Annotated in this window: 10 protein-coding genes; 8 read left to right on the plus strand and 2 right to left on the minus strand. The window is 42.1% G+C overall.

Going from position 1 to position 13,148, the window contains the following annotated elements; all coding sequences use genetic code 11:
• Positions 1-120: 120 nt before the first annotated feature.
• From KDU71_RS04605 to KDU71_RS04630, 6 genes are all read left to right on the plus strand, one after another.
• Complete coding sequence (locus KDU71_RS04605) at positions 121-651, plus strand: TlpA family protein disulfide reductase (RefSeq protein WP_212188736.1); 531 nt, start codon at positions 121-123, stop codon at positions 649-651.
• A gap of 22 nt (positions 652-673) precedes the next feature.
• A complete protein-coding gene (locus tag KDU71_RS04610) occupies positions 674-1,198 on the plus strand; it encodes a TlpA family protein disulfide reductase (RefSeq protein WP_212188737.1) in 525 nt (174 codons plus the stop codon).
• Positions 1,199-1,412: 214 nt separating this feature from the next.
• Positions 1,413-2,021, plus strand: coding sequence for a nucleotide exchange factor GrpE (locus tag KDU71_RS04615; protein ID WP_212188738.1), 609 nt, complete (start codon positions 1,413-1,415; stop codon positions 2,019-2,021).
• Between the two features lie 12 nt (positions 2,022-2,033).
• Positions 2,034-3,179, plus strand: coding sequence for a molecular chaperone DnaJ (gene dnaJ / locus KDU71_RS04620; protein WP_212188739.1), 1,146 nt, complete (start codon positions 2,034-2,036; stop codon positions 3,177-3,179).
• Between the two features lie 331 nt (positions 3,180-3,510).
• On the plus strand, positions 3,511-5,022 hold the full coding sequence (locus tag KDU71_RS04625) for a hypothetical protein (RefSeq protein WP_212188740.1): 1,512 nt from the start codon (positions 3,511-3,513) through the stop codon (positions 5,020-5,022).
• Positions 5,023-5,039: 17 nt separating this feature from the next.
• The gene (locus tag KDU71_RS04630; RefSeq protein ID WP_212188741.1) at positions 5,040-6,440 is read left to right on the plus strand and encodes a DUF5723 family protein; all 1,401 of its coding nucleotides are present in this window, start codon (positions 5,040-5,042) and stop codon (positions 6,438-6,440) included.
• Positions 6,441-6,658: 218 nt separating this feature from the next.
• On the opposite strand, the gene KDU71_RS04635 is transcribed toward KDU71_RS04630, so the two are convergent.
• Positions 6,659-7,666 carry an NAD(P)/FAD-dependent oxidoreductase gene (locus KDU71_RS04635; protein ID WP_212188742.1) on the minus strand — a complete coding sequence of 336 codons (1,008 nt, stop codon included), beginning with the start codon at positions 7,664-7,666 and terminating at the stop codon, positions 6,659-6,661.
• Positions 7,667-7,830: 164 nt separating this feature from the next.
• On the opposite strand from KDU71_RS04635, the gene KDU71_RS04640 reads away from it, so the two are divergent.
• Together KDU71_RS04640 and KDU71_RS04645 are read left to right on the plus strand one after the other, a co-directional pair.
• Entirely contained in the window at positions 7,831-8,913 is a 1,083-nt protein-coding gene (locus KDU71_RS04640; RefSeq protein WP_212188743.1) for a family 10 glycosylhydrolase, read from the plus strand.
• Between the two features lie 233 nt (positions 8,914-9,146).
• Complete coding sequence (locus KDU71_RS04645) at positions 9,147-11,405, plus strand: glycoside hydrolase family 20 protein (RefSeq protein ID WP_212188744.1); 2,259 nt, start codon at positions 9,147-9,149, stop codon at positions 11,403-11,405.
• Positions 11,406-12,118: 713 nt separating this feature from the next.
• Here the strand turns inward: KDU71_RS04645 and ung are convergent.
• Complete coding sequence (ung, locus tag KDU71_RS04650; protein ID WP_212188745.1) at positions 12,119-12,781, minus strand: uracil-DNA glycosylase; 663 nt, start codon at positions 12,779-12,781, stop codon at positions 12,119-12,121.
• Positions 12,782-13,148: the final 367 nt, after the last annotated feature.

Consider the following 13,148-nt stretch of genomic DNA (forward strand, 5'->3'; position numbering starts at 1 on the left):
AATTTTGTACCCATAAATCAGACGCTTATCACATAAAACCGCATGTTTATCTAAAAAGATAAAATACCTCATATATTTTTCTGAAACTTTACACCGAAAATTAATTTCAACTATTGTATCATGAAGCAGCTAAAGTTAATATTAGCTACTGTAACTGTGGGCTTGTTCTTTCTGTCGTTTATGCATGACAGTGAGACAACTGTAGTTGGTTTGGAAGAAGGGGATAAGGCCCCGGTGTTCCAGACCGAGCAGATCGATGGTACGCCTTTTAATCTGGAGAATTTGAAGGGAAAGATGGTTCTCCTTAACTTCTGGGCGTCATACGATGCGCAGTCACGCATGAATAATTACTACCTGAGTAGCTTGTACGAAACGTATAAGCAGGAGTCGTTTTATAAAGGCGAAGAATTTGTTGTAGTAAGTATTTCTCTTGACCGCTTTAAAGCACCACTAAACCTTGCCATTGAGCAGGATGAAACCTCTGCGTTTTTGCATATCTGCGATTATCAGGGAACGAACGGTAGCATTAGCACGATGTACAACATCAACGAGCCGGTTAATATTCTTATTGACGGTGAAGGGCGTATAGTTAATAAAGACGCTGAGTATTCAAAGATTGAAAAATCGCTAGCCTTCCTTTCAGCGATTTAGTATTTTTCCAAAAACAACATGTATGAAACTGATTAAGGTATATCCTGCCTGTGTGGGACTTATTATGATGTTAATAACTGTGTCACTTAATGCTCAGGAAACAGGAATTAATGTTGGGCAGAAAGCACCAAACATTAAACTGCGCAATCCAGATGGAAAGGTAATGGAGCTTGAGGAGTTGCGCGGCCAGGTTGTTTTAATCGATTTCTGGGCTAGCTGGTGTGGTCCTTGCCGACGAGAGAATCCTGTGGTTGTGGATGCATACAAGGCATTTAAAGACCAGGATTTTAGTATAGGTAAAGGATTCACCATCTACAGTGTGTCACTGGATAAGCAGCAGACCGCCTGGAAGCAGGCGATTGAGGATGATCAGCTCAGCTGGCCCTATCATGTGAGTGATTTGGCAGGATGGAATAGCAGAGCCGCTGCCTTGTACCGCGTTAATGGCATTCCTTCTAATTTCCTGATTGATAAAGAAGGAGTAATTGTGGCTAAAAACCTTAGAGGAACGGCATTAGAAGCTAAATTACAGCAGTTCGTTAAATAACGGATTAATAATAAAACAATGGCAAAAAGGCATGCTCTTCTAATGAAGAGTGTGCCTTTTGTCATATACCTGCTTTAATAGCGCGGTGGAGACACTGATATTCTGTCAATTTGTCCATTATTCAACAACTTGGCAGAATAATTGTAATTTTGCAGGCGTTAAACCGGTTCTTGCTAATACTGGTGTTTTGTTGATAATAATAAAGTAAGATATAATGGATAAGAAGTCATCAAAAAAGGAAAGAGCTAAAGAAAAGGCTATGGATGAACAGGCTGCCGAAGAGATTAATGAAATGGTGGAAGAAAATGAGGATCAACCTACTGAAGCAAATGATGTGAAGAAGGAAGAACAGGTAGATGAGAAAGCAGAGCAGTCAGAAGAAGCAGCAATAGCCGATAAGCTAAGTGAAGTAAATGATAAGTACCTGCGCCTAAGTGCAGAATACGACAATTATCGCCGCCGCACGCTTAAAGAAAAGATGGAGCTTACCAAAACAGCTGGGGAGAGCATTCTGTTAGCATTGTTGCCGGTTATTGATGATTTCGACCGTGCAATGGCACATATTGATGATGCCAAAGACGTGGAATCGCTTAAGGAAGGTATTAAGCTGATCCAGACAAAATTTAATGACTTTCTGGGGCAGCAGGGTATGAAAGAGATTGAGGCAAAAGATAAAGCCTTTGATACTGATATTCATGAGGCTGTAACCAAAATTCCAGCCCCAAGTGAAGAAATGAAAGGAAAAGTTATCGACTGCATCGAAAAAGGATACACTTTGCATGAGAAAGTGGTGCGTTTTTCAAAAGTTGTTGTAGGCGAATAAAGAGGCTTAACTATGTCGAAAAGAGATTACTATGAAGTGCTGGAAGTGTCAAAAGGTGCTTCTAAGGAGGAAATAAAGAAAGCTTATCGTAAGAAAGCCATAAAGTATCACCCGGATAAGAATCAAGGAGATAAGGCTGCTGAAGAAAAGTTTAAGGAAGCGGCTGAAGCTTATGAGGTGCTTTCAAACGAAGAAAAAAGACAGCGCTATGATCAGTATGGTCATGCCGGTGTTGGCGGTGCTGCCGGAGGTGGCTTCGGAGGCGGTATGTCTATGGATGATATCTTCTCCCATTTTGGCGATATATTTGGTGGTGGTTTTGGTGGTTTTGGTGGCTTTGGCGGTTCGTCAAGAGGTGGCCGACGGGTTAATAAGGGCTCGAACTTACGCGTTAAGGTCAAGCTTAACCTGAGCGAGATAGCCAATGGTGCCGAAAAGAAAATAAAGGTTAAGAAGTATGTTGAGTGCAAGCCTTGTGGTGGCTCGGGTGCACAGGATGGTTCTTCTTACAGCAACTGTTCAACTTGCCACGGAACAGGGCAGGTGACACGTATTTCCAACACGATTCTGGGGCAGATGCAAACGTCATCAACCTGCCCGACATGTGGTGGCGAAGGAAAGATTATCACCAATAAATGTAACCATTGTGCCGGTGAAGGTATTACCCGCGATGAGGAAATCATCAGCCTGAATATACCTGCGGGTGTTGAAGAGGGCATGCAACTGTCTGTGTCGGGTAAAGGTAATGCAGCACGCCGGGGAGGTATCAACGGCGACCTATTGGTACTGATTGAGGAAGAAAAACACCCTGAACTGGTTCGCGATGGTAATAACTTAATATACAGTCTGAATGTTAGTATACCAGAAGCAATACTTGGAAAAACAGCTGAAATTCCAACAGTGGATGGTGCCGTTAAGGTGAAGATTGAACCGGGTACACAGCCGGGTAAAATATTGCGATTGAGAGGGAAAGGATTACCTGAAGTGAATAGCTATGGCAAGGGTGATTTACTCGTACACATACAGGTTTTCATACCTAAAGACATCAATAAAGATGAGCGTAAAGCCATTGAGAAGTTGCAGGGAGCCGAAAACTTTGAACCTAAAAAGGGAAGTGCAGAAAGTTTTTTTAGTCGCATGAGAAATATGTTTGAATAAAAGATTTATCCTTTATAATAATGAAGAGCTGGCCTTATGGTTGGCTCTTTTTCTTATCAATATTTTCTATCCATTTATGGAATAAAATCTCTGCCTCATATTAGCTGTTTCTTAATAAGTCATTGAAGCACATGTATCAGTGAGAATGTAGAATTTTTATTGTTTGGCAGTCGTCAAAAAGCGGCTATTTGCAATGAAACCTTACGTTGCTAACCACGTTTAGGTGTTATACAATCAAGGGAAAGAAATAAATATGTCACAAGGTAATTGGAATCTGTGTTAAGCATAGAAATTACCTGAGGTATTCTGGATGTTTTTAAACTAGCTTATTATGAAAAAGATGTTGAGCAGTCTGCTTGTATTATCAATACTATCGGGCTGTATGGGAGATGAGTTTAATACTGATCTTTTAGTAGATGATGTAAATGTCAATGCCGGTGTGGCCATTCCTTTGGCTAAAACCAGCGTGACCATGGAAGATATTCTGTCGGACCAGACAGATATGGTTAAATATGATGGTGAGAATATCATATTGTTCCAGGAGAATGACTCATTGGAATATGTAGGGATAAACGATTTTTTCAGGCTTTCGGCCAGTTCAGTCGACCTGTCAGTGCCATTTGTAGCGTTTAATACACAGCCGTCATATGCAGCAACTGAGGAGTTAACATTCTCGATTCCTAATGCTGAAGTGTATGAAATGGAACTCAACTACAGGCTGTCAGCTTCGGGAAGTAATCTGGAGGAGCCTCTATTATTAACAGTTGCTATACCAGTTAGTAATGTTTCGGGAGCAGTCCGAGAAGTAGTGATAGAGGTTTATAACGGACAAACAACAGTTCAGTCTTTTGCCGGCGATCGTATCTCATTATTGCAAAACAAAGTGGACCTAGGGCTATCTGTACAGCCTTTATATGGAGGTGCAAATTACAGCACATCTATAGGTAACGTTACCCTCACTATCGATGAGCTTTCATTAAATTATGTGAAAGGAACGATGGATGAGAATCAGGTAACAATGGATGAGGGTATTTATGAACTGGATTTTGACGTGTTAAAGGATATACCAGGCGATATTGAGTTTGCTGATCCGCAGTTGAGTATTATTGTGGATAATGCTACCCCATTTATGGGTGAAATTGCTGCGGGATTAAGTGGTCGCCTTAATGATGGGTCAATAATGCCTTTGAGTTCTGAGCCTTTCACAATTGATGGAGCTGATAGTGGTGAAGAGGTTAAGCGCTCTCGCCATATATTGACATCAGCGAATTCAAATGTCAGTTCATTTATTGCTAAAACCCCTGAACAACTAAATTATGGTGGCATACTTACCCTTAATCCTGGTGGAGTATATGGTGATGAAGTAGAGCTATTCGATGAGGACCGCATCTATATTGGTTATGGGTTTGAAGTGCCCTTGGAGCTGCGACTTAATGCGGCCTTAGATGAGGAAGTTGTTGAGTTGGGTGACATTGACATGATTGATGATTTAACCAAAGGCAACATTGTCATTACATCGGTTAATAGCTTGCCAATAGGAGCCTCTGCCACAATCGACTTTTATGAGGAGCAGTCTGCATCCATCATTGAAACCATGAATATTGACATGGTGAAACCGGCATTAGTTAATGCTGAGGGTAAGGTCAGTGAGGCGGTTGAGAGTATAGTGGAAGTTACACTTACTGATAAGCAGATTGAGAGTTTGAAAGCTGCATCAGAATTAAGAGTTCGTGTGCAGTTAAATACTTCCGACTATGAGAAGGGGCAGATGGTTATCTTTCAGCGACAAAATGCCCTGGAGATGCAATTAGGTATCCGAGGTAAAATAGAATACAATAACTAATCTAACATTAACTGATAATGAAACAATTATATATTGCACTTCTGCTGCTGGCTATCAGCCTGGGGGTGGGTGCACAGGATAACTCACTGATGTTCACTAAAGGTATTCCGCAATCGACGCAACTTAATCCGGCATTTCGTCCGGTAAAAAAATGGTACCTGGCCATGCCGGCACTGGGAAGCGTACAATTCAACGGTTCCAATAGCGGATTCTCCTGGAGTGATATTGTTCGTAAGGGTACTGGTTTGCAAGCCGACTCATTAATTATTGACCTGGAACATGCCGCCAGTCAGATGCAGGATAATAACCTGTTTGCCACAGAGGCGTCCATTCAGGTGCTTGGTTTTGGATTTGCTGTTAAAGAATGGTTCTTCACGTTTGACATCAACCATAAGCTCAAAGCCAAAATGAATTATCCACTTACTTTTATGAATCTGCGCTATGGTAACTGGGATTACGATGGTAACAAACCGGTCAATCATTCCTTTTCTGATATGTATGTTAACGGGCTTGATTACCATGAACTGGCTATTGGTGCTTCTCGTACTATTAATGAAAAGCTGACAGTGGGGATGCGTGTAAAGTACCTGGTTGGTGTTGCTAATGTGCAGTCAGAGTATTTCAACCTTGATATGGAAACGTTTGAGAATGGAAGTATGCGCATCGTTTCAGATATGTCATTCCGCACTAATATACCCCTAGATATTACCTACGATGCCGAAGGATTTGTTGATGATTTTGATGTTAGTGACAGTGCTGATGATTTATTTACATCGACCAAAAATACAGGTTGGGGCTTTGATTTCGGGGCCACCTATCAACTAACCGACAAGCTCTTATTGGGCGCTGCATTTAATGATATTGGCTTCATAAAGTGGAAGGATGGTACATCGCGTTTATACACCAGTGGTATATTTGAGTATGATGGTGTTGATGTATCAGATGAGATAACTGGTGATGAGGGTGATGCAGATTACCTTGATCAACTGGCTGATGATTTTGAAAACACATTTCGCTTTAACAACGATGGAGGTAGCTATAAAACTGGCTTAATGGGAAGCTTTAATGTGTCTGCCGACTATCAGCTGAAGCGTTGGCTCAATTTGGGGTTGGTGTCTAAAAACTACTTTGTTGACAGCAAGCTGGTGCCACAGGTAACGCTGGCTACCGGATTACAAGCTGGACGGGTATTGTCAACAGCTATCACCTACTCGTACATGAAAAATGCCCCAGCTAACCTGGGTGCCGGAATGGCTCTTAACCTTGGTGCTTTCCAGGTCTATGCAGTCACTGACAATCTCAACTCTGTATTTAAACCATCATCGGCTAAATACATAAACGCACGTCTGGGTATCAACTTCGTGTTTAATGGTAAGCGCGAGAAAGTTGAGGAAGTTGTTGAAGAGAGTATGGAGTAAATCCAACACAATCATATAAGGTATAAAGGCTATCCGTATGGGTGGCCTTTATTATTATCCTGATTTGTAGGAAATTAAATCTAACTCGCTTTTCCATGCGCCATCGCTCAATATTCAATGCGCTAAAGATTTCCCACTTGGCGAAGGGGATAGTTTGCGGTGGTTTATAACAATTTAATAATTAGGGGATTGCCTCTTGTTAGATAGAGGGTTCTTAATTAACCAATCTGCCCGGCCAACTGTTTGGCCAGGTACGGAGCCATCAGTCCACCGCGCGACCCCAATCCATTGAACAAGCCTACTTGTGGATGTTTCTCCAGTAAACTTAGCACCGGACGTCTGTCTGCCAATGTTGGCCGAATACCCGTTATCTGTTGGGTAATGCTTAGTGGCAGATCCGATATTATTTTCCATTTGTTCATCAATTCCTCCAGTTTATCTTCTGTTGGAGCAAGGCCTTCCCAGTGATGCGCATAGGTGGCTCCTATCTTGAAGCGATTGGCTCCAACCGGCATCACAAACACTCCCTTGCTCAGGATTGATGGCAGGTGCAGGTCCGGAATTTCAACATCCAAAAGCTCGCCTTTGGTGTTATTCCACTTCAAATGATTAAAGAAACGACTCTTGCTGTCAAAACTGCCTCTGCAAAAGATAATGCGCCCGGCTTTTATGTGCTTCCATTGTACGCCTTCTTCGGTGAGTTGAACATCGTCGTCATTTAGGTCAGCTTCGAGCAGTAGATTTTCACCTTTTAAAAATTGACGGTAGCTGTCCAATAAAGTGCCCATATCTAGTCTGGCACATCGATGAATGGTACCATAACCATATGGTTGATGAATGCCCTCATGTAAATCCGTTTTTGCTTCGTACGACAGGTATTCTTCCAGACCTTCCTTTTGCAAGCGATGGTTCCAAAACTGTTCATCATCTTTGCCATATATTTTATTAATAGGCATAGGATAATAAAAGTGTGTTGCCAGAAATTGCTCCAGTTCGCTGTATAAGGTATGGGCATAGGGCTGAAAAGTATCCGCCTGCCAGGTGCGGGTGATACGTTTGACAACAATAGGATTGATGAGTCCGGCTGCAGCACGCGATGCACTTCCTGCTTTGGGAATGTCAACAACCATATGTGCAATTTTACGCTTCAATAAATGGTAGGATAGTAGCGTGCCAGCCAGTCCCTGACCAACTATCAATATGTCAGTGTGTTCTGTTTTATTCATGGCAATAGGTTTAAATACTGCTTCATCAAACAAAAAAAGATATGGCACATTTGTTCAATTATCTGTAACAAGATTTCAATTCGGCCTGTCGCAGGCTTCCTATATTTCGCACTTCAAAATAATTGGCCGACATTAGAGCATAAAACCTCTAAAAACGAAGTATTATGAAGCAATTAATGAAACTGTCATTCATTTTCGCTATTGGCATTCTGTCAATTTTAACAGCTTGTCAACCGGCAAAGGAATCTTCATCAGCTAAACACTATGTGTGGATGGGCGAGGGGAAAAATGAAGATCCTGCCCAGTTGGAGAAGATGTTTGTTAAGCTCAAAGAAACAGGTGTTGACGGTGTGATGTACCAGTGTGCACTGGAAAAATATCCGGCCGCTATTGAGCTGGCGCATAAGCATGGACTGGAGTTGCATGCCTGGCAAACTATATTGCGTCGTTATAGTGAACAGTTATTAAGCGAGCATCCCGATTGGTATACCGTTAGTCGTGATGGCAAATCAACTGCTGAACACCCACCTTTTGTAGATTATTATAAGTGGTTGTGCCCTACTAAACCAGAGGTGAGAGCCTATTTAACCAAGCTTGTTGAAGATTTGGCTGAGGTTCCAAATATTGATGGTGTACATCTTGATTATATCCGTCATTCAGATGTGATATTGGCACGCGACCTTTGGGATGTTTATGGTTTGGTGATGGACAAGGAATATGCCGAGTTCGATTTCTGCTACTGTGATGATTGTATCGAACGCTATAAGAAGGAAACCGGAGAAGATGCTTCTGCCTTTGGTGATGCAGCGCCTGACAATGCCAAGTGGCGTCAGTTCCGTTACGATATGGTAACCGAAACGGTAGATGAATTAACCAAGGCTGTGCACGCCAAAGGCAATAAGATAAATGCGGCAGTGTTTCCAACACCTACTATCTCTAAAACATTGGTTCGTCAGGAGTGGGATAAGTGGAGTCTGGATGCTTATTACCCTATGAACTATAACAGCTTTTACCAGGAAGGTATTGATTGGGTAGAGCAGTCATGTATTGAGGGTGTGGAGGCTTTAAACGGAAGAGCACCGCTATACAGCGGGTTATATATGCCTGCATTTCCTACTCCTGTTGAGTTTCAGCAGGCTATTCAGGCATCTAAAAAAGGTGGTGCATCGGGTGTTTGTATTTTTACTCCTTATGAGATGAATGACGAGCACTGGCAGATTCTGAAAGAAGAAATTGAAAACTGGTAGAAAAGAGATAAGGCATAAGCGTGTATTCTCACTCTTAGGTCTTATGTCTTATACCAAATGTATTATTGAATGATTGCAAAAGAAATTAGGCTATTTTGAGTTTCTACAATGAGTAAAACTGATACATAGCATTAGCTAAGTTGAAGTTGTATGAAGTAGTAGAAACTTAATAAGAGGCAATTAATATCAATCATTTGATGATATTTTTGGTATGAAACCTTAAAATAAACTATATGAGAATAAAACAACTGGTAACAGCGATTATAGCGCTAGTATTTTTTGCCTGTACCGAAAAGAAGGAAGAAATGCCATTAAATCTGATTCCCTATCCGGCTGAAGTCACTCAATCGGGAGGTGTGTTAAAGCTTAAGGCTGATGAGCTGAGCATTACAGGGCTGGATGAAGCCATGTTTGATTTGCTGCGTAAGCAACTGTCTGTTGAGCAAAACCTGGAGCTTCTTTCATCTGAAAATGGAGTGATTAAGTGTGTGGTGAATCAGCAAGCTGACATTGTGCCTGAGGGCTACCGTTTAACGGTGGATAAGCAGCAGGTAATAATAGAAGCAGCCGATAAAGGCGGATTGCTTTATGGTACGCAAACGCTGCGCCAGTTGATACGTATGTCCAACAATGCTATTGAGATTCCGCAGGTGGTGATCAATGATGCACCGCGCTTTGCCTGGCGAGGCATGCACTTTGATGTGTCGCGTCATTTCTTCACGGTTGAAGAGATTAAGCAGTTTCTGGACTATATGGCCATGAACAAGCTCAATACGTTTCACTGGCATTTGGTCGATGACCAGGGATGGCGCCTTGAGATTAAGAAATATCCTAAACTGACAGAGGTGGGCGCCTGGCGCGAGAATGTTGGTTTTACAGCCAATCAGGAGAAAGGTCTGAATCAAAAGAACACCGAAGCATACGGTGGTTATTATACACAAGCAGATGTGCGAGAGATAGTGGCTTATGCCTCAGAACGTCATATTACAATCGTGCCTGAGATAGAATTGCCGGGGCATTCGGCCGCTGCTCTTGTCGCATATCCCGAGTATTACTGCGATAATGCCGGAGACCTGGAGATATGGGATCAGGCAGGTGTTTCAGCTGGTGTGTATTGTGCCGGTAAAGAAGCGACGTTTCAATTCTTAGAAGATGTGCTGACAGAAACCATGGAGCTGTTTCCTGGTGAGTTTATTCATATTGGCGGGGATGAAACGCCGAAAGATACCTGGTTGGCCTGTCCCGATTGTCGTCGCCGTATGAAGGAGGAAAAGGCACACGACGAACATGAGTTACAAAGCTATTTTGTGCACCGCATTGAGCAATTCCTGAATAAGCACAACCGTCGATTGATTGGATGGGATGAGATACTTGACGGAGGTTTAGCCCAAAGTGCAGCCGTTATGTCGTGGCGTGGTGTTGCTGGTGGTGTGAAGGCAGCAGAAGCAGGTCACGATGTGGTGATGACACCTATGTTCCCTTACTACTTCAACCATACACAAAACCATTTGAGTTCGTCACCGGGGCATCCGGGTATCCGCACTCTGCGCGATGTTTATACATTCCCATCTATTCCAACGGATATATCACCTGATAAACGTAAGCACGTCATTGGTGTTCAGGCTAATATGTGGAGTGAATACATGCCAAAGTTTGAGCATATTGAATATAACCTGTTTCCGCGTGTGTATGCCATCTCAGAAGTGGCCTGGAGTCCGGAGATTAGAGCGTGGGATGATTTCTATGCACGGGTTCAGAACACCTTACCGTACATCGGGAAATATGGTGTTAAACCCGGTGACATCAGCTACCATGTGCGTATCAATGTTGAGCCTGATTATGCCAATCAGTCGGCAGGCATTGAATTTGTTACTGAGCGTTCGATACCTGTGTATTACACGACTGATGGCACTGAGCCAACCAAGCAGAGTAAAGTATATGAAGGCGCGTTTGTGTTGTCAGAAGATGCACACATCAAAGCCTGCCAGTTTAAGGAAGATGGCTCAACAACTTACATCTCAGAGAAGGAAATCATCTTCCACAAAGCGTTTGGTAAGCCTTATGAACTGAAATATGCCTATGCACCTCAGTATGATGGAGGTGGAAAATATGGTTTAACAAACGGATTCCTTGGTGTAGAAGTTGGTGTTGAGGAGAAGCCCATTGATTTAACCATCGATATGGGCGGATTAACCGAAGTGAGCTATATCAATTCGCGCTACAAGAATGCACCTATGTCATGGGTGTTCGGACCAAAGAAAGTGATATATGAGGTATCGGCCGATGGTAAAGAGTTTAAACAGGTAGCTGTGTTCGAACCGGGTGTTACCGAAAGCGATGTAGATGAGGTAGTGCAATACCCGGCTACATTCGAAGCAGTGCAGGTTCGCTATGTGCGCATAGTGGCAGAGAGTGTAGGTATTTGTCCGGCCTGGCATCCGGCAGCAGGTGGCAAAGCCTGGCTATTCTCCGATGAGGTGATTGTAAAATAATGACAGAAGACTGGTGATAGAAGACGGAAAGGTAAAATCAAGCTGTTGTCTTGTATCTTCTGTCTGACAAAAAATATTTGGTGTAGTTAGTAGTAAGCGCCTCCTGGTTGTGAAAGCACAACAGGGGGCGTTTTTGTTATGCGATATCATTTATGAAAAGTGATGTATCTGGTCGATGTTAAGTGTCATAGCCATATTGGACTTTCAGTCCTGTATATACATTTAGCTCTTTCAGCGCATTGCCAATATCCAATAAATTGCCTGAAAGGCAAAGGTGTATTCGCACAGGTCTTAAGGCCTGTGATTATAGAATTGTATTAGTAGTGCTGAAGGCACGAGAGGTTATATCAATACAATTACTTACGTATCTTCTTGTTAGTTAATATATTGACTCGATGTAAATCGTTTCATCTAAAAAGGTTAAACCTTTTGGTGGTTTCCCTTAAACCTTTTCATTTAAAAGGTTTAAGCTTTTGGAGTAAAAGGCTTAACCTTTCCCATGTAAAGGCTTAACCTTTTTACTGCTTTCCTTAAGGGTTTTTTATTAAAGGGTTAAACCCGCAATATGTATTAGAGAATCTATTACGCATTTATACTGCTTCAAAACAAAACACTTCATTGCCTTACCTCAACTCACCAGAACGATGCTATGCCTCGTTTCACTAAAGCTTTGTTTTATTGCATTTTTAACTTATTCCTTCGGACTAAAAAAATTACCAGCTAATGGCTGTTTTACCATTGGCTACCAGGTATTCATTGGTTTGGCTAAAATGCTTATTGCCGAAGAAGCCACGATGAGCTGAAAGTGGCGAAGGGTGAACCGACTTAAGAATCAGGTGCCTTTGGGGATCAATCAATTGCGCTTTCTTTTGCGCATAGGCTCCCCATAATAAAAACACCACGTTGTTCAAATCATCGGCAACGGTTTTGATAACCGCATCGGTAAACTGTTCCCAGCCTTTTTTCTGGTGCGAACCGGCCTGGTGCGCCTCAACGGTTAAGGTGGCATTTAACAACAGCACGCCCTGTTTGGCCCAGTGCTCCAGGTTGCCATGCCTGGGTATGTCAATGCCCACATCATTGTGCAATTCTTTGTAGATATTAACCAGTGAAGGTGGCATTTTAATGCCCTCATTAACTGAGAAACACAGACCGTGTGCCTGGTTAGGCCCATGATAGGGATCCTGCCCCAATATCACCACTTTTGTTTGCTCAAAAGGACATAAATCAAAGGCATTGAATATTTGAGCAGCAGGCGGATAGACGGTCTTAGTCTGGTATTCATTCTTAACAAAATGCGTCAGTGATTCAAAGTATGATTTGTCAAATTCAGGCTGTAGCACCTGTTTCCATCCGGCTTCAATTTTTACATCCATTGCAATGCAGTGAGGTTAATAATGACAGCAAAAATAATAAATTTCAGATGATGCCAGGGTGCGATATTTTTTAGCAAAGGCTGTAATGATTACCAGCTGACTAATGCCCAATTAAAAGTCAGCCGATAAGCTCATTACGTTTCTGAATTGTAAAGGTCGATAGGAAGGGCTATCAACCTCATGTGACAGTCTTTATTTGATTTTTATTCATTAATAACCGATTAAATATATATTCAACCTCGCTGAGGTTGATTGGTCATTTATATTTCACATATCTACAAATATTTATCTCCGCTGGAGATAATAAAACAACTTCGGAGAAGTTGAATATTTATAGAAATAATAAGCCTACCCTATTAATAACAAT

The sequence above is a fragment of the Carboxylicivirga sediminis genome (assembly GCF_018156225.1).
Lineage (GTDB): Bacteria > Bacteroidota > Bacteroidia > Bacteroidales > Marinilabiliaceae > Carboxylicivirga > Carboxylicivirga sediminis.

Coding starts and splice junctions, on each gene's coding strand:
- KDU71_RS04605 (WP_212188736.1), top strand. CDS start 121: ATGAAGCAGCTAAAGTTAATATTAGCTACTGTAACTGTGGGCTTGTTC.
- KDU71_RS04610 (WP_212188737.1), top strand. CDS start 674: ATGAAACTGATTAAGGTATATCCTGCCTGTGTGGGACTTATTATGATG.
- KDU71_RS04615 (WP_212188738.1), top strand. CDS start 1,413: ATGGATAAGAAGTCATCAAAAAAGGAAAGAGCTAAAGAAAAGGCTATG.
- dnaJ (WP_212188739.1), top strand. CDS start 2,034: ATGTCGAAAAGAGATTACTATGAAGTGCTGGAAGTGTCAAAAGGTGCT.
- KDU71_RS04625 (WP_212188740.1), top strand. CDS start 3,511: ATGAAAAAGATGTTGAGCAGTCTGCTTGTATTATCAATACTATCGGGC.
- KDU71_RS04630 (WP_212188741.1), top strand. CDS start 5,040: ATGAAACAATTATATATTGCACTTCTGCTGCTGGCTATCAGCCTGGGG.
- KDU71_RS04635 (WP_212188742.1), bottom strand. CDS start 7,666: ATGAATAAAACAGAACACACTGACATATTGATAGTTGGTCAGGGACTG.
- KDU71_RS04640 (WP_212188743.1), top strand. CDS start 7,831: ATGAAGCAATTAATGAAACTGTCATTCATTTTCGCTATTGGCATTCTG.
- KDU71_RS04645 (WP_212188744.1), top strand. CDS start 9,147: ATGAGAATAAAACAACTGGTAACAGCGATTATAGCGCTAGTATTTTTT.
- ung (WP_212188745.1), bottom strand. CDS start 12,781: ATGGATGTAAAAATTGAAGCCGGATGGAAACAGGTGCTACAGCCTGAA.